Source organism: Actinacidiphila cocklensis (assembly GCF_907177275.1).
In the GTDB taxonomy this organism is placed as follows: Bacteria; Actinomycetota; Actinomycetes; order Streptomycetales; family Streptomycetaceae; genus Actinacidiphila; species Actinacidiphila cocklensis.
The window spans coordinates 50,539-69,830 of record NZ_CAJSLV010000114.1; the positions used below are offsets into that span (position 1 = coordinate 50,539).

The 19,292-nt window shown below is 73.0% G+C and carries 18 protein-coding genes; 7 read left to right on the plus strand and 11 right to left on the minus strand.

Features of this window, described 5'->3' with window-relative positions:
- Positions 1-93 precede the first annotated feature (93 nt).
- On the plus strand, positions 94-501 hold the full coding sequence (locus NFU81_RS37795; RefSeq protein WP_251500865.1) for an ATP-binding protein: 408 nt from the start codon (positions 94-96) through the stop codon (positions 499-501).
- Between the two features lie 30 nt (positions 502-531).
- Here the strand turns inward: NFU81_RS37795 and NFU81_RS37800 are convergent, their stop codons facing one another.
- Positions 532-891, minus strand: coding sequence for an STAS domain-containing protein (locus tag NFU81_RS37800; RefSeq protein WP_251500868.1), 360 nt, complete (start codon positions 889-891; stop codon positions 532-534).
- A gap of 215 nt (positions 892-1,106) precedes the next feature.
- Between NFU81_RS37800 and NFU81_RS37805 the strand changes: the two genes are divergently transcribed.
- Together NFU81_RS37805 and NFU81_RS37810 are read left to right on the plus strand one after the other, a co-directional pair.
- Positions 1,107-5,261, plus strand: a complete 4,155-nt coding sequence (locus NFU81_RS37805) for a SpoIIE family protein phosphatase (RefSeq protein ID WP_251500871.1) — start codon at positions 1,107-1,109, stop codon at positions 5,259-5,261.
- The gene (locus NFU81_RS37810; protein ID WP_251500874.1) at positions 5,258-5,614 is read left to right on the plus strand and encodes an STAS domain-containing protein; all 357 of its coding nucleotides are present in this window, start codon (positions 5,258-5,260) and stop codon (positions 5,612-5,614) included. Before NFU81_RS37805 ends, NFU81_RS37810 begins: the two co-directional genes overlap by 4 nt.
- Before the next feature lie 37 nt (positions 5,615-5,651).
- Here the strand turns inward: NFU81_RS37810 and NFU81_RS37815 are convergent, their stop codons facing one another.
- From NFU81_RS37815 to NFU81_RS37830, 4 genes are all read right to left on the minus strand, one after another.
- A complete protein-coding gene (locus NFU81_RS37815; RefSeq protein ID WP_251500877.1) occupies positions 5,652-6,614 on the minus strand; it encodes a sensor histidine kinase in 963 nt (320 codons plus the stop codon).
- Entirely contained in the window at positions 6,611-7,426 is an 816-nt protein-coding gene (locus NFU81_RS37820) for an MEDS domain-containing protein (protein WP_251500880.1), read from the minus strand. Before NFU81_RS37820 ends, NFU81_RS37815 begins: the two co-directional genes overlap by 4 nt.
- 127 nt (positions 7,427-7,553) lie before the next feature.
- Positions 7,554-7,904: an STAS domain-containing protein gene (locus NFU81_RS37825; RefSeq protein WP_251500882.1), complete on the minus strand. Its 351-nt coding sequence runs from the start codon at positions 7,902-7,904 to the stop codon at positions 7,554-7,556.
- 137 nt (positions 7,905-8,041) lie between these two features.
- Positions 8,042-8,899 carry an AraC family transcriptional regulator gene (locus NFU81_RS37830; protein WP_251500885.1) on the minus strand — a complete coding sequence of 286 codons (858 nt, stop codon included), beginning with the start codon at positions 8,897-8,899 and terminating at the stop codon, positions 8,042-8,044.
- A 145-nt stretch (positions 8,900-9,044) separates the two neighbouring features.
- On the opposite strand from NFU81_RS37830, the gene NFU81_RS37835 reads away from it, so the two are divergent.
- Complete coding sequence (locus tag NFU81_RS37835) at positions 9,045-9,881, plus strand: phytanoyl-CoA dioxygenase family protein (protein ID WP_251500888.1); 837 nt, start codon at positions 9,045-9,047, stop codon at positions 9,879-9,881.
- A 109-nt stretch (positions 9,882-9,990) separates the two neighbouring features.
- Entirely contained in the window at positions 9,991-10,419 is a 429-nt protein-coding gene (locus NFU81_RS37840) for an SRPBCC family protein (protein ID WP_251500890.1), read from the plus strand.
- A 37-nt stretch (positions 10,420-10,456) separates the two neighbouring features.
- On the opposite strand, the gene NFU81_RS37845 is transcribed toward NFU81_RS37840, so the two are convergent.
- Together NFU81_RS37845 and NFU81_RS37850 are read right to left on the minus strand one after the other, a co-directional pair.
- A complete protein-coding gene (locus tag NFU81_RS37845; protein ID WP_251500891.1) occupies positions 10,457-11,341 on the minus strand; it encodes an RNA polymerase sigma factor SigF in 885 nt (294 codons plus the stop codon).
- A 156-nt stretch (positions 11,342-11,497) separates the two neighbouring features.
- Entirely contained in the window at positions 11,498-13,153 is a 1,656-nt protein-coding gene (locus NFU81_RS37850) for a DUF7910 domain-containing protein (RefSeq protein ID WP_251500893.1), read from the minus strand.
- Between the two features lie 461 nt (positions 13,154-13,614).
- Between NFU81_RS37850 and NFU81_RS37855 the strand changes: the two genes are divergently transcribed.
- Positions 13,615-14,544 carry an aminoglycoside phosphotransferase family protein gene (locus NFU81_RS37855; protein ID WP_251500895.1) on the plus strand — a complete coding sequence of 310 codons (930 nt, stop codon included), beginning with the start codon at positions 13,615-13,617 and terminating at the stop codon, positions 14,542-14,544.
- 56 nt (positions 14,545-14,600) lie between these two features.
- Here the strand turns inward: NFU81_RS37855 and NFU81_RS37860 are convergent, their stop codons facing one another.
- The 4 genes from NFU81_RS37860 to NFU81_RS37875 form a co-directional block, all read right to left on the minus strand.
- On the minus strand, positions 14,601-15,395 hold the full coding sequence (locus tag NFU81_RS37860) for an SDR family NAD(P)-dependent oxidoreductase (protein ID WP_251500896.1): 795 nt from the start codon (positions 15,393-15,395) through the stop codon (positions 14,601-14,603).
- Between the two features lie 341 nt (positions 15,396-15,736).
- Positions 15,737-16,039, minus strand: a complete 303-nt coding sequence (locus NFU81_RS37865) for a hypothetical protein (protein ID WP_251500898.1) — start codon at positions 16,037-16,039, stop codon at positions 15,737-15,739.
- A 428-nt stretch (positions 16,040-16,467) separates the two neighbouring features.
- Positions 16,468-16,974: a hypothetical protein gene (locus NFU81_RS37870; protein WP_251500900.1), complete on the minus strand. Its 507-nt coding sequence runs from the start codon at positions 16,972-16,974 to the stop codon at positions 16,468-16,470.
- 424 nt (positions 16,975-17,398) lie between these two features.
- A complete protein-coding gene (locus tag NFU81_RS37875) occupies positions 17,399-17,968 on the minus strand; it encodes a CGNR zinc finger domain-containing protein (protein ID WP_251500902.1) in 570 nt (189 codons plus the stop codon).
- A gap of 74 nt (positions 17,969-18,042) precedes the next feature.
- Between NFU81_RS37875 and NFU81_RS37880 the strand changes: the two genes are divergently transcribed.
- Positions 18,043-19,278: an MFS transporter gene (locus NFU81_RS37880; protein ID WP_251500914.1), complete on the plus strand. Its 1,236-nt coding sequence runs from the start codon at positions 18,043-18,045 to the stop codon at positions 19,276-19,278.
- Positions 19,279-19,292 lie beyond the last annotated feature (14 nt).

Below are 19,292 nucleotides of genomic sequence, written 5' to 3' on the forward strand. Positions count from 1 at the left end.
AGTCGACGACTCGTGTCCCTTTCACGGCAGGGAGCCGCCGATCACTGAGCCGTCCAGCAGCCGCCGCCACACCGACCTGACAGAGGTCCGCGCATGACCCAGAACTCCTTCCTCGTGGCCGAACCCGTGGTCGACCAGGACCGGCACCCGGCGGCCGCCGCGCGCCGGACCGTGGCGCAGGCGCTGGACGGCGTCGCCGGGCACACCGAACGGGCCAGAGCGGACGCGGAGCTGGTCGTCTCGGAACTGGTGAGCAACGCGGTGCGGCACGGCGGCGGCCTGGTCGCCCTCCGGGTCGGTGTCACGCCCGACGGGACCGGACTGCGGCTGGAGATCGAGGACGCCAGCGGGCGGCTGCCGCAGGCGCGCAGGGTGCTGGGCGAGGACCCCTGCCGGGCCGGCGGGTTCGGGTGGCCGATCGTGCTGCGCCTGGCCACCTCGGTCCAGGTGGACGAGCTGCCCGGCGGCAAGCGGATCCAGGTCGTGCTGCCGCTGACGTGACCCCCGCCCGCGGCGGCGTTCGACCGCAGGTCAGAGGGCGGCCACGGCCTGGTCGACCGTGGGGTAGGAGGAGAAGACCTCGTGCAGCCCCGCGATGTCGAAGACCCGCCGGAGGTTGTCGCTGAGCCCGGCGAGCGCGAACGGCGAGCCGGCGTTCCCGGCGTGCTGCGAGACGGTGACCAGCTCGGTGATGCCGGCGGAGTCGCAGTAGAGGACACCGGTGAGGTCGATGACCACGCCCACCGGCGTGAAGTCCGTGTCACGGATGACGTCGTGCATGTCGGCCACGGTGGAGAAGTCCAGCTCGCCGACCAGGGTGATCAGGGTGGGGCCCGCGGGGTGGGGCTCGGTGGTGACGGTCAGGACGGGGTCCGGATCGGGATCGCTCACGCTGCCTCCTTCTCGGGCCTGCTGTCCGTCGTGGCGCCTTTCACACGTCCCGGGGTCCGGTTGTTTGTCCGCCGATCTGCGGGCAGAGGACATCCTACGGCGCGTGGCGAGGCCCACGGGCCGGACCGGTGCGGAGCCGGAGCAGGACCGTACGCCCCCCGGAGCAGCCGGGACGGCGGGACGGTGAGTGGTCGGAGGCGGCAGGAGGCGCATGCATGGCAGGTCGTGAGGACGACGAGGAGAGCCGGTGGCCGGGCGCCGCGAGCGGCGGGGTGTTCGCCGGGAACGACGAGATCCACCAGGACCTCGCCGCGGTCGACTGGACGGCGACGCCGCTGGGGCCGCCGCAGGCCTGGGAACAGAGCCTGCGCACCGCGGTCAGCATCCTGCTGTCGTCGCGCTTCCCGATGTGGATGGCGTGGGGTCCCGAGCTGACCTTCTTCTGCAACACGGCCTACCGGCGCGACACCCTCGGCCGGAAGTACCCCTGGGCGCTGGGCCGTCCGGCGAGCGAGGTGTGGGCGGAGGTCTGGGAGGACATCGGGCCCCGTGTCACCGGCGTCCTCGGCACCGGCAAGGCCACCTGGGACGAGGCGCTGCTGCTTTTCCTGGAGCGCTCCGGCTACTCCGAGGAGACCTACCACACCTTCTCCTACAGCGCGTTGCGCGACGACGCCGGCACCGTGGTCGGCATGCTGTGCGTGGTCAGCGAGGACACCGACCGCGTCATCGGCGAGCGCCGGATGGCCACACTGCGCGACCTGGGCTCCGACGTGAGCGTGGCGCGCAGCGAGGAGCGGATGCTCGCGTTCGCCGCCAGGCAGCTCGCGCACAACGAGCGGGACCTGCCCTTCACGCTGACGTATCTGTTCGACGAGGACGGCGGCGCCCGGCTGGCGGCCGCGACGGGCATGGCCCCGGGGCATCCGGCGGCCCCGGCCCTGCTGGCGGCCGACGACCCCGACGCGGTGTGGCCGGTCCACGAGCCGGCCGCGTCCCGCTCCGCGGTGGTGGTGCTGGACCGGGAGCCCTTCACCGGGCTGCCGGCCGGCGCCTGGCCGCAGCCGCCCGCGCAGGCGCTGGTGGTGCCGCTGCTCCAGCAGGGCAGCGACCCCTACGGCTTCCTGGTCGCCGGGCTCAACCGCTACCGGCGGCCCGACGAGGCCACCCGCGGCTTCGTCGAACTGGTCGCGGCCCACCTGGCCGCCGGCGTCGGAAGCGCCCGCAGCTACCGGGTGCAGCAGCGGCGGGCCGAGGAACTGGCCGAGCTGGACCGCGCCAAGACCGCCTTCTTCTCCAACGTCAGCCACGAGTTCCGCACCCCGCTGGCACTGATCATGGGACCTGCCGAGGAGTTGCAGGCCCGGCTGGCGGGCGCCGAGCCGCAGGTGCGCGAGGAGCTGGAGGTGATCCGCCGCAACGGGATGCGGCTCGGCAAGCTCGTCAACACCCTGCTGGACTTCTCCCGTATCGAGGCCGGCCGGATGCAGGCCGGTTACGAACGCGCCGACCTGGCCGCCCTCACCGCGGAGCTGGCCAGCGTCTTCCGGTCCGCCGTCGAGGCGGCGGGGCTGTCCTTCGACGTGGACTGCCCCCCGCTGCCGCAGCCGGTGCTCCTGGACCGCGGCATGTGGGAGAAGGTCGTGCTCAACCTGCTCAGCAACGCGCTGAAGTTCACGTTCGACGGCGGCATCCGCCTGACCGTGCAGGACGGTCCGGGGGAGGCGGTCGTCACGGTCGCCGACACGGGCGTCGGGGTGCCGGAGCAGGAGATGCCGCGGCTGTTCGAACGCTTCCACCGGGTGGCGAACGTCCGCGCGCGCTCCAACGAGGGCAGCGGCATCGGACTGGCGCTGGTCAAGGAGCTGGTCGCGCTGCACGGCGGCACGATCGGCGCCGCCAGCCGGGAGGGGGAGGGCACCACCTTCACCGTCCGGCTGCCCTACGGGAACGGGCACCTGCCGCCGGACGCGGCGGTCGGGGCCGACGGCACTCCCGCGCCCCCCTCCGGCGCCGAACCCTACGTGCAGGAGGCGCTGCGCTGGCTGCCCGACCCGGCGGTGCCCGCCGAGGTGCCCGGGCAGGGCGGCGGCACGTCCGGCGGAGCGCCCGTCGACGTGGTGGTCGCGGACGACAACGCCGACATGCGGGAGTACCTCACCCGCCTGCTGCGGGGCGCCGGCCACCGGGTCCGCGCGGTCGGCGACGGCAAGGCGGCGCTGGAGGCCGTGCACGCCCACGCCCCCGACCTGGTGGTCGCCGACGTGATGATGCCGCGGCTCGACGGGCTGCAGCTGGTCGCGACGCTGCGCGCCGCGCCGCGTACCGCGGGCGTCCCGGTCCTGCTGGTGTCGGCGCGGGCCGGGCAGGAGGCGTCCGTCGAGGGCCTGGACGCCGGCGCGGACGACTACCTCGTCAAGCCGTTCTCCGCCGCCGAGCTGCTGGCCCGGGTGCGGGCGAACGTCGAACTCGCCCGGCTGCGCACCCAGCACGCCCGCTGGCGCCGCGCGTTGACCGACTCGATGCAGGAGGCGTTCTTCGTCTGCGACGCACAGGGCGGCATCGTCGAGGCCAACGCCGCGTTCGCCGACGTGCTGGGCTTCGGTCCCGAGGACCTGCCCGCAGGCCCCGACCAGCCGTGGTGGCCCGACGCCGCCGCGGACCCGGAGGGCCACCGGCTCGTGGCCGAGGCCTTCGCCGGCCCGGAGGAGCGGTCCGGCGCCGGCCACATCCTTCCGCTGCGGCACCGCGACGGCCGCCCGCTGTCGGTGTCGGCCAGCCTCGCCCGGGTCCAGGACCCGGAGACCGGCGGGCAGATGGTGGTGGGCACCCTGCGCGACGTGACGGCCGAGCAATACGCCATCCGGCGCGAGTCGGCGGTGGCGGCACTGAGCGTGCGGCTGTCCCGGTCCGCCAGTACGGCGGAGTCCCTGGACGGCGCCCTGAAGGAGATGGGCGCCCTGTGGCAGGCCCGCCACGCGCTGGCGGTGGTCTTCCCCGACGGCGGGCGGCCCGTGCTGACGGCGACCGGCGGGGCGACGGACTGGTCCGCGCTGACCGCCGAGCACCGGGCCGCGCTCACCGCCCTGCGCGACGGACCCCCGCTGACGCCGTCCGGCGACGGGCACGGCGGCGTGGGAGTCGGCCTCGCGCACCCCCGGGGGCCGATGGTGCTCTGGCTCGACCTCGGCGAGCAGCGGCCGTTCACCGACCAGGACGTGAACCTGCTGTCGCTGCTGGCGGGACATCTGGTGCAGGGCCTCTCCCGCGCCCACCAGATCGACCAGCAGCGGGAGACCGCCCTGGCCCTGCAGCGGGCCATCCTCGGCCCCGCGGAACTGCCCGAGGGCTTCGCCGTACGCTACGAGCCCGCCGCACGCCCGCTGGAGGTCGGCGGCGACTGGTACGACACCGTCGCCCTGTCCGACGGGCGCATCGGCATCGTCGTCGGCGACTGCGTGGGCCGCGGTCTGCAGGCGGCCGCGGTCATGGGCCAGTTGCGCAGCGCGTGCCGCGCGCTGCTGCTCCAGGACCCGCGTCCGGACCGGGTACTCCTCGCGCTCGACCGTTTCGCGGCCAACATCCCCGGGGCGATGTGCACCACCGTCTTCTGCGGCGTCCTCGATCCCGGCAGCGGCCGGGTGGCGTACTCCAGCGCCGGGCACCCGCCGGGGGTGCTGGTCGACCCCGACGGCGGCGTCAGGCTGCTCGACCAGGGGCGCTCGACGCCGCTGGCGGTGCGCGCCGTCGACTCCCGCCCGTGGGCGCAGGAGGAGGTCCCGCCGCACGCGACCCTGCTGCTGTACACCGACGGCCTGGTCGAGCGCCGCCGCCGGCCGCTGACCGAGGGCATCGACCGGGCCGGGGCCGCGGTGCGCGAGGCTCGGCACATCGGCGTCGAGGACCTCGCGGCACGCGTCATGGACCGGATGGCCCCGCCCGGGGGATACGACGACGACGTCGCGCTGCTGCTCTACCGGCATCCCGCGCCGCTGTCGGTGAGATTCCCCGCGGAGGCGGCACAACTCGCCCCGGTCCGCAGGGCGCTGCGCAGCTGGCTGAACCAGTGCGCCCTGCCGCCGCAGACCGTCCAGAACGTCCTGGTGGCGGCAGGCGAGGCGTGCGCCAATGCCGTCGAACACGGTCACCGCGACACCCCCGGTGACACCATCCGCCTGCGGGCCGAGGCCCAGCAGGGCAGCATGCGCCTGACCGTCTCCGACACCGGGCGCTGGCGGCCTCCCCGCCCCGAGGCCAATCCCAACCGCGGGCGCGGTATCGCGCTCATGCGGGCGCTCATGCAGAACGTCACCGTCACTTCAGGTCCCGACGGCACCACCGTCGCGATGAACACCGGGATCCCTCGATGACCACACCTCTGAGCCTCATCTGCAGCAACCGGCCGGACGGCGCCGTCGTGCTCGCCGTCACGGGGGAGGTCGACATGAGCAACTGCGCCGAACTCGCCGCCGCCGCCGACCAGGCCCTCGGCCGGGGACCCGGCTCGCTGGTCGTCGACCTGAGCGCGGTGGGCTACCTCGACAGCGCGGGGCTGAAGGAACTCCTCACCCGCGCCGACCGGATCGAGATCGTCGCCTCCGGCGTTCTCGGCCCGGTGCTGACCGTCAGCGGTCTCACCGAGCTGACCGCGGTCCACGGCCTGGAACCGCCCGGGCGCCTCGACGGGGACCTGCCCACGCAGCCTTACGAGCCGCCGAGTTGACGCCGCCGCCGGGGAGGCGGCTTTCCCGGGCTGCGGGTCAGTGCAGCGCCATCGTCAGCCGGACGGTGGTGCCGCGCCCCGGCGCCGAGCGGATCTGCACCAGGTCGCAGAGCTGGTGGACCAGCCACAGGCCCCGCCCGCCGTTCTGGCCCGGGGTCGGGCGGGAGCGGCCCGCGAGCGGATCGCTGATGTGGCCCGCGTCGTGGAACTCGCACACGAGCAGGTCGCCGTCGCCCCAGGTGCGCAGGGTGCCGGAGCCGCCGCCGTGCCGGATGCTGTTGGCGGCCACCTCCGTGACGGCCACCAGCAGTTCCTGCAGCCGGGCGCCCCGCAGACCCCACCGGGAGGCGCACTCGGTGACCGTGCCGCGGACGGTCGCGAGCGCGCCGGCGCCATAGGCCAGGGTCCTGCCGGGATCGCCGGCCGGGGCCAGATCCTCGAAGCGGAAGGGCTCGTCGGCGAAGGTGGGGTTGCGGCCGTGCGAGCCGTCGGCGAGCTGGAAGGGGTGGCACAGGCGGGCCGACTCCAGGGCGGCCGCCTCGACGGTGGTGACGTCGTAGGGACACAGCAGCCACCAGGCGGGGGAGGCGGCGAAGGTCAGGTTCAGCAGCCACTCGTGGTAGCGCAGCTCGCCGCGCTCGGCCGGGGTGGCCGTCCCCCACGGCGACTCGCTGATGCCCCGCACCGGCAGGCCGTCACTGACGCTCTTGGCGATCCAGTCGTGCCAGGCGGGGATGAGCCGTCCCGGGTTGCGTCCCAGCGCGCCGGTGTCCACGAACGACACCTGGCGCTCCACGCCGCTGCTGTCGAGCGCGTCGCGCAGCATGACCTGCTTGTCCTCGCCGACCGCGACGAGCACCGTCTCGTCGGTCGCCAGGGCGTCCTCGATGAAGGACACCGCCCCCTGGAGGAAGCCGGAGTCGCCCTGGTAGGCGTACAGCTCATGGCGGAAGGCGGGCGCCGCGTCGGCGCCGTGCTCGGCTGTGCGGGGCGGGGTCACGGCACCAGCTCCGCGGGGACGGCGGGATCGTCGTAGCCGAGCAGTTCCCAGCACCTTCGCACCGTGGGGTTGGCGCGTTCGAGCACGATCCTCCTGCCGGGCATCGCGGCAGCCGCGTCGGCGAGTGTCTGCATGCCGACCGCGTCCATCAGCTGCAGGCCGTCGCAGCGCAGCCGCAGCGTCGCGAGCGTCCGCAGCAGCCCGGTGACGGCGGCCCTGAAGGCGCCCGCACCGTCGGCGTCGACGACGCCGCTGACCCGCCAGCAGTCCGCGGCCTCGCTGAAGATATGGAAGGAGGGTTGCTGTGCGGGGTGGCCCGCGAAATGAGGATGCACGCTCGCCGCCTGTTCGAGCACCTTGGGTGCAAGACCGGGACTCGCATAGGCGCAGACCACCATGGCGGCAGTGCCGCCGGTCAGCGCGTCCAGCCTCAGCTCCTGATCGGCCACCTGCTCAGCCGTGATGTCGGCAGGCCAGATGCGGTCCATCTCTGCCAGTACCCGCAGGGCACGGAAGCCCTGCCGATCTGCCCTCTCGGCCTCCTGGCGCACCAGCGAGACCAGTTCGTCCGCGTCCCACCCTACGCCGCCGTGCACGACGACGGGGTCGACGAGCAGTCCGTCCGGGGCGGGGGACTCCAGCCAGGCGGGGGTCGAGGACCCCACGACCATGATCTTGTCACCGAGATGCGTGCCGTCCGACAGGTACCCCAGGGCCGCGTTCCGGAAGTCGCCGGGCCGCGGCATCACCCAGCACACGTGGTCACCGATGTCGACGGGGCCGAGGCTCGCGACGCTGCGAGCGATCCTCACAAGCCCTCCTCGCCTCGACTCCGGGTGGAAACCCCTGGCACAGTCTGTCACCTCGCGCGGGCGGCACGACGAGGCGCCCCGGCCCCGAACGTGCGGTGGCCGGCGTACGGGCACCCGTCCCGACCGGCTACTGGTCGGGGTCGGCCGTCGGGTTCACCAGGTCCTCGTAGGAGCTGAACACGGCCTCGGCGCCGGTGATCTGCAGCAGCCGGCTCACCGCGGCGCCGGGGTGAGCCAGGGCCGTCCGCCGTCTGGAGGCAGTGCGCACCAGGTGGTTGAGCAGCGCCGAGTCGCAGAAGGCGACCATCGCGAGGTCGAAGACGAGCGGGCCGTCGAAGGCGGCCAGTGCCTGCTCGGTGACGCTCTGCACGACGCTCAGCGTGTCCAGGTCGAACTCCCCGTGCAGGGCGATGACCCACACCGAGCCGTACGGCTCCGAGTAGTAGACGCCCGCCTCCACGCCGTCCCCGGAATCCACGGAAGCCGCCTCCTCTTCTCCCCGGTAGCGGCGTGTCCGGCCGCGCACATCCACCAGAGCGTGCCACTCCGGCACCGGGTCCGCCACTTTGGAGGGTGACGCTCGCGCCCCTGCCCACAGGGGGTGTTCCGCCGGATTCACTCCGTGGTCCTGCGAAGGTGGGCGGCACGGTACTCGGTCGGGCGCAGCCCCTTCAGCTCACGGAAGCGGCGGTTGAAGTTCGACAGGTTGCGGTAGCCGCTGCGGGCGGCGACCTCCGTGACCGGCAGCGGGGTGCCGGTCAGCAGCGCGCACGCGGTCTCCACCCGGAGCTGGTTGACGTAGTCGGTGAGGGTGCGGCCCATGGCGTTGCGGAAGAAGCGGCTGAAGGACGTCGGCGACATGTGCACCAGCGCCGCCACGTCCTCGTGGTGCACCGGTCCTGTGTGGCTCTGCTGGAGGTGGCGGCACACCGCGTCGATGCGGTCGCGTACTACCGTGCCGGGCGCGGGCGCGTACCCGGGGCCGGTCAGGGGCCTGGCCGTCGCGCCGGGGGCGAGGCGGCAGAGCACGTCCAGGAGCGCCGTGGTCTGGGCCGCGGCCCCCAGGAGGGGCAGCCGGGCCACGAGCGCCCGCATCTCCTCGGACACCCGGCCGAAGGACAGGCCGCGGCTGGAGCGGGCCAGGAGGTCGTCGAGGACGCGGAACTGGGGGAGGGCGAAGAACCCAGGCCCGAGGAAGTCGTGCCGGAACTGCGTCACCGCCGCCTCGGCCGCTCCCTCGTACGGTTCCGAGGTGAAGGTGTGCGGCAGGTCGGGGCCGAGCAGGACCAGGTCTCCCGGCTGGTAGCGCTCGACGGTGGTACCCACGTAGCGGGTGCCCGTCCCCTCGGTGATGAGCGTGAGCTCGTACTCCCGGTGGTGGTGCCAGCCGAAGCCGAAGGCGTCCTCGCGGCGGATGTAGCTGACGAAAGTGCTTCCGTCGAGCGTGGGCGGCTGTTCGAAGCGCGGCTTCACGCAGCTCAGCCTAGGGCCGTCCGGGCCGTGCGGGTAAGCGGCAACTGCGTACCGGAAGTGGGCAACACCGGCGTGGCGGGACCGCGGCCGCCCTGCGAGCGTGGACGCCGGCAACCCGCCCACTCGTGACCTTCGGGAGCAACGGATGACCACGGCGACGCAAGCGCCGATCGGCGAACTGGACACCCCCTACGAGGGCCTGGCCCCGACGGCGGCCGCCGACTTCAACCGCGACGGCTTCGTCCACCTGTCCGGCGTGCTGTCGCCCGGGACGGTCGCCCGGTACGAGCCGGTGGTCACCTCCGAGGTCATCCGGCTGAACACCCAGCACCTGCCGCTGTCCGAACGCGACACCTACGGCCGGGCGTTCCTGCAGGTGTCGAACCTGTGGCAGGAGAACGAGGAGGTCAGGCAGCTGGTGTTCGCCCGCCGGCTGGCCGGCATCGCGGCCGCGCTGCTCGGCGTGCACGCCGTCCGCCTCTACCACGACCAGGCCCTGTACAAGGAGCCCGGCGGCGGCATCACCCCCTGGCACGCCGACCAGTACTACTGGCCGCTGTCCTCCGACCGCTGCCTGACGATCTGGCTGCCGCTCCAGGAGACCCCGCTCGACATGGGTCCGCTCGCCTTCGCCCGCGGCAGCCACCAGCTGTCCTACGGCCGCGAACTGCCCATCTCCGACGAGTCCGAGACCCGGCTCCGGCGGGTCGTCGCCGAGCAGGACTTCGAGGACGTGGTCGAGCCCTTCGCCCTCGGCGACGCCGGCTTCCACCGCGGCTGGACCTTCCACCACGCCGGCCCCAACCGCGGCACGCACCCGCGCCGGGTGATGACCGTGATCTACATGGACGCCGACATCCGGGTCGCCGCGCCCACCAACGACAACCAGACCCGCGACCGCGCCTGGATGCCCGGCGCCGAGGTCGGCCAGATCCCCAGGACACCCCTGAACCCCGTCCTGTACGACAGCAGGACCGCCTGACCTCCGGCGACCGGGTCAGCGGCCGGCGTCACTTGCTTGACGGGTGACGCATCGGCGTGCGAATCTTTCGTCACCAGTCAGAGCGGTTACATGTTGGTGAGGAAGTCCCATGGCAGTCGTACGGTTCCATCTCGTCTCCACCCTCAGCCCGGCCGACGTGCTGGAGGTGCTGACCGACTTCAGCCCCTCCAGGCCGCAGGCCTGGCCCACCATCGACGCCGGGCACTTCACCGTCCACGGGCAGGGCGAGACGTGGGCCGAGGTCACCGAGGGCACCTCCGCCGCGTGGGAGCGGGCACGCTACGAGTGGAAGCCGGGCGGCGACACCGTCACGATCACCACGCTCGACTCCAAGCTCTTCGGAGCCGGCGGCGGTTGGGTCTTCCGGATGACCCCCGAGGGCGACGGCACCCGCGTCGACGTCGAACTGACCCGGCAGCCGGGCACGCTCAAGGGAAAGATGCTCGCCTCCCTCCTCCCCCTCGCCGCCCCCGCCTCCCTCCGCAAGTCCTTCGCCAAGCCCCTGCAGGCCGCGTGATCGGTGCGCAGCGGCACCCCGCTGACCCGGAGGGCTGTCAGCTCTCGGTCAGCATCCCGGTGCGGAGCTTGGCCAGGATGCGGGAGAGCAGCCGGGAGACGTGCATCTGGGAGTAGCCGAGTTCCGCGCCGATCTCGGCCTGGGTCATCTCCTGGCCGAAGCGCATCTGCAGGATCCGGCGCTCGCGGTCGTCCAGCTTGTCCAGCATCGGGGCGAGGGCGTGGAAGTCCTCCACCAGGTCCATCGCCGGGTCGCATGCGCCGACGGTCTCCGCGTAGGAGCGCCCCGCGTCCTCGTTGCTCTCGCTTCCGGTGGGCAGGTCGATCGAGCCCGCCGTGTAGCCGTTCGAGGCCACCAGCCCCTCGATGACCTCCTCCTCGGTGATCTCCAGGTAGGCGGCGAGTTCGGCCACGGTGGGCGGGGCGTCCAGGGTGGCCGTGAGGTGGTCGCGGGCCTTGGCCAGCTCCACCCGCAGCTCCTGGAGCCGCCGCGGGACGTGCACGGCCCAGCTGGTGTCGCGGAAGAACCGCTTCATCTCGCCGACGATGTACGGCACGGCGAAGGTGGTGAACTCCACCTCCCGGGACAGGTCGAACCGGTCGATGGCCTTGATCAGCCCGATCGTGCCGACCTGGAGGATGTCCTCCCACACCTCGGGTCCGCGCCCGCGGAAACGGCGGGCGCTGAACTGCACCAGGGACATGTTCATCTCGATCAGGGTGTTCCGGGCGTAGCTGTACTCCTCGGTGCCCTCCTCGACGGCCTGCAGCCGGTCGAAGAACATCTTCGACAGCGCCCGCGCGTCCTTCGGGGCGACCTTGTGCGGGTCCTGGACGAAAGGCAGTTCGCCCACGGTCGGAGCGTGGCCGCCGGTCTGCGCCAACGCAGTGGTGGCGCCTGCTTCGTACGTCGTCACCGTCATCTGATCGCCTTACGTCGCCGGAACGTTCTGCCGCCGTCTACCCGGCTTCGGCGGCGGCACACCGGCAAGTCCACTTTTTGTTGAGCGGGCAGGAAGCTCCCCCGGGCGGTCCCGCCGGATGCCCGGAAGAACCGCCCGTCGCTCCTGCGGGGAGTCTCAGCCGGTGATCAGGTCGAACTGCTCCCAGCCGCCGATGGTGGTCCGGTTGGCGACGAGCGCGGCGGCTCCGGCGTTCTCGGCGGTGACGTACATTGCGTTGATCTGGGCTTTGAGGCTGATGGTGCCGTTGGGGTTGTGGAGGAGTTGGAAGGTTTCCCAGGCGCCTGCGGTGGTGCGGTTGGCGATCAGGGGGGAGGTGCCGGCGTTGTCGGCGCAGACGACGAGGTTGTTGGCGTGGGCGCGCAGTGCGATGTTGCCGCTGCCGAGGTCGAGCAGGTCGAACTGTTCCCAGGGGCCGATGGAGGTGCGGTTGGCGATCAGGGGGGAGGTGCCGGCGTTGTCCGCGGTGACGTACTGGTTGTTGGCGCGTGCGCGGAGGCTGACGACGGTGCCGGGTCCGCCGGTGGACGGGCCGGTGGTCGGCTGCGTCGGGCGGGTGGCGGTGAGGGCGATCTGGCCTTTGAGCATGCGGCCGCCGTCGCCGGTGAGGCGCAGGTAGTAGTCCGACGAGCAGGCCGTACCGTCCTCGTCCAGCGCCCACAGACCGGAGCCGGCCGGCACGGAGGCCGCGGTCTCCGCGGTCTTGGCGATCTGGTTGCCCTCGCCGTACTCGTCGAACATCGAGACGTAGACGCCTTGCGCCCCGGCCCGGCACACGTTGTAGAACTGCCGCCACATGAAGTCGCCGTGCGCCCGCTGCCGGGCCGACACGTCGCCCGGCAGGACGCACGGCTGGTAGTCGATGCCGTGCGCGTTGCAGTCCGCCTGGTCCGGCACGGTGTAGGCGGTGTACGCGTTGTCGGAGTCGCCCGCGTTGCCGATGGCCCCGACCATCCACGGGGAGATCATGTTGAGCGCGTGGTAGACGTCCGCGTAGCCGGCCCGCGAGCCGCCGGTGCCGGTACGCCATTCGCGCGGCACCCCGCCGATCACGTAACAGCCCTGCGACTTGAACCAGTTGACGACGTCCAGACAGGCGGCGGCGCTGAAGGTGTGGTTGCTGTCGTTGAAGCCGAAGCCCCAGATGCACACCACCGGCCTGCCGTTCTGCAGGGCGTAGGCCGACGAGGCGGTGTGCGCCTTCATCTTGTTCGTCCAGTCGGTCTTGATCTCCGACTGCATATTCGTCCAGCCGGTGACGTCGTACATGACGTAGAACTTCCGCCCGTGCGACTCCGCGGCGCTGCGCACCTTCGCCGCCATCGCGTCCCGGGTCGGCCCCTCCGGGCTGTTGGGGTTGAACCGCTGGAGGGCGGCGGTGTCGATGCTGTTCTGCTGCATCCACAGGAAGTGGGTGTCCACCGTCTGCTGGTCGTACGACGAGAACAGCGTCGCCGGCTGGCCGTTGTTCAGGTCGGGGTACGCGGTCGGGTACGTCCTGGTGTACTCGCGCATGTCCGGCCACGCCTTGATGACGTTGTTGGACGGGGAGGGCGCCTGGCCCGCGTTCTGGCTCCAGTGCCACCAGGTGTTGATCGGGGCGCCGTCGCCGATGCAGGCGAACCAGCCCTGGTATCCGACGGTCACCTTGCCGACCACGTCACCGGGTGCGCCGGCCGCGGACGCGGTACGGGCGATGCCGAGAGTGCCCAGGGCCGCGGCGGCGACCCCGCCGGCCGCGGTGCCGATGAACGTACGACGCGAAACTGACATGGCTGTCTCCGGGGAGCGGCGCACGGCGCGGTCGGCCGGGCGCGACGGTGGACTGAGCGCACGGCACCTGCTGCGTCACGCTTCAACAGGTGAACCCAGTGCCCCGCGCGCGGCCGTGACGGAGCGCGTCACGGCCGCGGTGGAATCCGCTTGTTTCGGGCTGACTTGCGGTGGGGGGGGAGGTGCGCGCAGTCCCATGACACGCACCACGCTGAGCACTTCCGAAAGCGCGGTTTCAGGTACGCAGGGATTCAACTGCTGAAACAAACATCCCGTCAAGGGTCCAGACCAGAGAAGTGAATTGTCCGCAAAGCGCTGCATTCAGCGGGCGGCCTGCGGTGTTGCGCCCTGTGCAATATCAGCGAAAGGTCGGATGAGTCCATTCAGGACTTGTCGGACCGGCGGCGTCGGAAGCGTTCAGGGGCGCGCCGGACGGCGGCGCCGGTGCGTAGGGTGCCCGAATGGTCGAGATACCGGAGGCGTTCGCGCGGGGCACGGTCGCGCGTGAAGGAGAGCCCGGAACGGCGTGGCTCGCCGACCTGCCCGGGATCGTGGACGGGCTGCTGGAGCGCTGGGAGTGCGTGCCCGACGGCGGGGTCATGCACGGGGGCGTCGGGGTCGTCGTCCCGGTGCGGCGGCGGGACGGCGCGACCGCCGTGCTGAAGGTGTCGTTCCCCCACCCGGGCAACGTTCACGAGCCGGACGCGTTCGCGGCGTGGGCCGGGCGCGGGGCGGTCGTGCTGCACGAGCGCCACGACGCGCACTTCGCGATGCTGCTGGAGCGGGTCCTGGCGTCGACGCTGGCGGAGGTCGAGGACGGTGACGAGGTCGTGGCGGTCGCCGGGCGGCTCAACCGCCGGCTGGCCGTCCCCGCGCCGCCCGGCCTGCCCCGGCTGCGGGAGCAGGCCGACTCCTGGGAGGAGCAACTGCGCCGGGACGCAGCGGAGCTGGCGCACGAAGTGCCGCGGGGCGCGGTGGACGCCGCCCTGGAGACCGTCCGCGAGCTGGGGCGTGACCAGCCGGACCTCCTCGTCCACGGCGACCTGCACCCCGGGAACATCCTGCGCGCCGACCGCGAGCCCTGGCTGGCCGTCGACCCCAAGGGATACGCGGGAGACCCCGCTTACGACGGCGGCACCCTGCTCAAGTCGCGCGCGTTGACGCTCGTGGCGGCCGACGACCTCCGTACCGCGGTCCGCCGCAACCTGGACGCCTTCGCCGAGGCCGCAGAGGTCGATCGCGCCCGGGTCAGGCGCTGGGCGCAGTTCCACGCCGTCCAGGCGGCGTTCTGGGGCCGCCGCCACGGATTCCGGATGGCCCGCAGCGGACCGCGGCTGGACTGGCTCACCGCATTCGCGGACAGCCTCGCGGAGTTGCTCACCCGGCCCTGACGGGCCTGTGCCGCGTCGTCCACCTTCCGGGGCAGCCCGGGCCGGAGCCGGGCCGGTCAGGGAAGGATCGAGTCCACGTAGCCGCCGTCCACCCGGACCGCCCCGCCGGTGGTGGCCGTGGCGAGGTCGGAGCTGAGGTAGACCGCCATGTGGGCGATCTCCTCGGGCTCGATCAGCCGCCGCAGCAGCGACTGCGGCCGGTGCTCGGCCATGAAGGCGCGCTGCGCCTCCTCCCAGGGCAGCGCGGGGTCGACCAGCGAGTACACGAAGTCCTCGACGCCACCGGTGTGGGTGGGGCCGGCGATCAGCGAGTTGACGGTCACGCCGGAGCCGGCGGCCTCCTTCGCGAAACCGCGGGTGACGGCCAGGAGCGCGGTCTTCGTCATGCCGTAGTGGATCATCTCGACCGGGATGACCACCGCCGAGTCGCTGGCGACGTTCAGCACCCGGCCCCACGAGCGGTCCTTCATCCCCGGCAGGTACGTACGGATCAACCGCACCGCCGCGAGCACGTTCACCTCGAAGTACCGGCGCCACTGCTCATCGCTGATCTCCAGTGCCGGGACGGCGCCGAAGACGCCGAGGTTGTTGACGAGGATGTCGACGTCGGCGAGCGAGCCGGTCACCAGGGCGGCGCCGTCGTCGGAGGCCAGGTCGCCCGGTGCGGCGAAGAAGCCGTCGCTCCCGGTCTCCTCGCGCAGTTCCGCGACGGCCCGCTCCACCGAGTCGGGGCTGCGGCCGTTCACCCCCACGCGGGCGCCGGACCGCGCGAGACCGGCCGCGATCGCTCGGCCGATCCCCTGGGTGGAGCCGGTGACCAGGGCGGTCCTGCCGGAAAGGTCGATGAGCATGCTGGCGTCTCCCGCCGTCCGCGGCGGCCTGCGAGCCAGACCGCCACGGCTTCTCCTTCCCTCCATGCGGGCCGCAGCCCGTCGGCCAACCGGGCGTTCTCCGGGAAACGGGGTGCGGTACGGCTTGGGTACGGCCGCCCTCATGCGGGCGGCCCGACCGGCCTGCCGGTGCGGAACACCGGCCGGCAGACCCCGGTCCGCCGGCGCGCGCCGACGGCCCGCGGGCCGGCGAGGTGGCCTGGGCCGCGCGGGTCTTCCTCCTGCTGGACGCCGGCCGGATCGCGCAGGACTACCACCTGACCGTCCGGCCGCCGGCCGAGGTGCAGGGCCTGGCGCCGGGCTCAGTACCCGGTGTCCAGCCGGTGGATCAGCCGGTCGTCGTGGACGTACCAGCTGATGTGCCCGCCGACCTCGATCTGGCACCGCCACCGCACCGTCCCCCCGGCGCCGCCGTCACCCCCGGCCCAGGCCCACACCACGGCCTCCTCCCAGCCCCCCGCGCGCACGGCGACCACGACGTCCCGCCTCCTGGTGGAGCACCGCTCCCCGTCCCCGGGCGGCTCCGCCCTGACCAGCAGCAGGGGCCAGTCCGGGGGTACGGCGTCTTGCCGCGAGCGGTCGGGGGCGGGGAAGGTGTCGAACATGCGTTCCATTCTAGGCGCTGCGCGACGCACCCGCCGCCCGCGGCTCGCGGGGCCGGACCCGCTGCGGCGGGGCGGGCGCAGCCGCGCTGCCGGCCGGCCGAGGAGGGCTGGACCGCGACCAGGCCCCTTGCTCAGCTGAACGCCGGGACCACATACATCCTCCATGGCTGGACCAGCGACAACTCATGGTCGTCAACGCACGTCTCCTTCACGCCGGCCGACCGGGATCGGCTTGCCCCGGGAGAGATCCTCTACGAGGACGCCGATTCCGTGACGGTGCCCGCGCCGGAATTTGCGGCAGGAGCGTGCGAGGGTTTCCAGGCCGGTTCCGCCAGCCGGCCGCCGAGGTGCCCGCATGCGGTCGGCAACCCCGACCGCGCGGGCGGCAGCAGGAGTTCACCGCAGATGCCGTGAGCCGTACGCGGGCGTCAGGAAAGGCGTTCGTCGAGTCGCCGCAGATTGCGCTTCTGCTTGCGGTATCCGAGGACGGCCATGCTGTCGAAGAGCACCACGAGGGCGATGAGCGGGAGCGCCGCCGCCCAGCTGTGCGAGGCGATACCGAGTCCCGCGATGACCAGCACCATGGTACTGAACAGCGGCATCAGCCACCGCGCGCGCTTGATCTGCCGGCGCCGCCGGACCATCAGGCCGCGCATCTGGTCCCGCTGCCCGGCGTCCTCCGGTACCTGACCCTTGGCGATCATCCTGCCCAGTCCCCGGATGTCCGCGTCCTGGCTGCCCGCCGCCCGCAGGTCGCGCCTGCGGCGTCGCCGGTAGGCCCACAGGGCGAATGCGGCGTAGAGGACAGAGCTCAGTAAGGCGCCGATCGGGGAGCGGCTGGGCCGGATGGCGAGGAGTACGCCGGCGTTGACGACCACCAGCAGGACGGCCCAGGCCCAGGGGTGTTGGTCGAGCCAGCGGTTCAGACGCTTCACGAGAACCTCCCGGAGACGGACTGGTACCCGTCGGCTACCCCGTGACGTCCCCGGTACGGCGCCCCGCGGCAGGATCGCCGCCCGGGCCGCCGGAGCCGGCGGGCTCAGCTCTCGGTCATCGGGGCGGCGCCCGTCGTTGTACCCGTGGTCAGGAAGCCCGTCGCCGGCAGGGCGCCGTCCGGGCGGCGGGCGGCCGGGGCGGAGGCGGGGTCGGTCGTGGCCGAGAGGCGGGAAGCGCCCGCGGTGTCCCAGGTGTTGCCGCTGCCGGCCGCCGGGTGGGCGAGGACGTCGTCCCCTGTGCTGCCCGTGGAGAGGTTGCCCCGCAGGGAAGCGGCGGCGTCGGCGAGGGTGACGGGACCGAGGAAGGCGCTGAGGCCGGAGCCGTCGGCATGTTCCTCCCACGCGCCCGCCGGGAGGCAGCCGCTCAGTCCCCGTCGCCCGCGTGCCGCGCACGGAACGCCGCCGCCTTGACCCGGTTCTGGCAGGCCGTCGAGCAGAACTGGCGGCCGGCGTTGCGGGAGGTGTCGACGTAGACCCGGTCGCAGTGCGGGGCCGCGCAGACGCCGAGGCGGCCGGCGTGGTCGCCGCCGAGGGTCATGGCGAGGCCGGTGGCGCAGCCGGCGCTCCAGCCGACGGCGTAGGAGTCGTCGGCGCCGTGGAAGTGGACCTGCCACGGCTCCCCGGGGGCGCGGTCGAGCTGGGGGCGGGCGCCGGTCTCGCGCAGCAGTGCGTTGAGTGCGGGGGCCGCGTCGTCGAGGCGGTCGGCGGCCGCGGCTTCGAAGACGGTGCGCAGGGCGCGGGCGGTCTCGGCCAGCTGGTCGGCCTCGCCGAGTTCCAGGTCAGCTCCGGCGGAGAGCGCGGCCCGGACCGCCTCGACCCGCTCCGCGCCCTCGGGGGCGAGGTACCGGCGGCCGCGCGCCTCGCCGTCGGTCAGTGCGTTGACGAGCGCCACCGAGGCGTCGAGCAGGATCCGCATGTGACTGTCGAACAACACTTGACCAGTTACCTCTCGCGTGGCTACGGTGTCCGTCACCGACAATAGACGATTGACCAGTGACGGGAGGCGCCGTGCCGCCACAGTTCGAACCGCTGCCCCGCGCCGTCCGCCTGCTGCTGCTCGCGCGGGTCGTCAACCAGCTCGGAGCCTTCTCGCTGCCCTTCCTGACCGCGCTGATCTGCGCCGACCACGGCGCGAGCCTGACCACCGCCGGGCTGGTCACCGCCGCCTTCGGGTGCGCGACGATACCGTCGCGGCTGGCCGGGGGCAGGCTCGCCGACCGCATCGGCCGGCGCACGACCATCGTGCTCGGGCTCTGCGGATGCGCCGTGGCGCAGCTGGCGATCGCCGCCTCGACGTCGCTCGGCTGGACCGTCGCCGCGGCGGTGCTGCTCGGGCTGGCCTTCGAGCTCTACGAGCCGCCGAGCCAGGCGCTGATCGGCGAGTCCGTGCCGGAGCGGCAGCGGGTACGCGCGTTCAGTCTGTTCAGCGCCGCGCTCGCGGCGGGCGGCATGGGTGCGGGACTGCTTGCCTCGCTGCTCGGGCGCTGGGACCTGCGCTGGCTCTTCGTCACCGACGCCGCTACGTGCCTTGCCTGCGCGCTGCTGATCCGGCTGGCCCTTCCCTGCGACCGCCCGGCACCGCTCGGGACGGACCGGGCCGGCGCAGCCGTCCGACCGCTGCGCGACCGGGCGCTGCTGACCGTCCTGGCCACCGGAACCGCCTACGCCCTGATCAACCAGCAGACGGTGATGACCCTGCCCCTCGCGCTCACTCGGCAGGGCCTGCCCGCAGCCGACGCCGGGCTGCTGTTCACCGCCACCGCGGCCACCACGGTGCTCGCCCAACCGCTGATCCGGCTGCGCTGGACGGGCCGGCTCACCACACCCGCCGCCCTCGCCCTCGCCCACCTCCTCCTCGCCGCGGGGCTGACCGGTTACGCCCTCGCCCGCACCCTGCCGGCGCTCGTCGCCTCGGCTGTCGTGTGGAGCCTCGGCGACCTGCTGGTCATGGGCCGCGTCTACGCGCTCGTCACCGACCTCGCGCCGCCCGGCGCGAGCGGCCGCTACCTGGCCGTCTTCGGCACCAGCTGGGGCGTCGCCGCGACGCTCGCCCCCGTCCTCGGCACCCAGCTCCTCGCCCGCGCGGGGACGACCGCCCTGTGGTCCACGATGGCCGCGCTGTGCGTGCTGCTCGCCGCTCTGCACCTCCGGGTGACGCCGGAGTCGCCCGCACTTCGCGACGTCCCGCAGGCGGCCGGCAGCCCGGCGCCGGGCGCCGTGCAGGCGGGCGGCGGGCGTTCGTGACACACCTGGTGCGG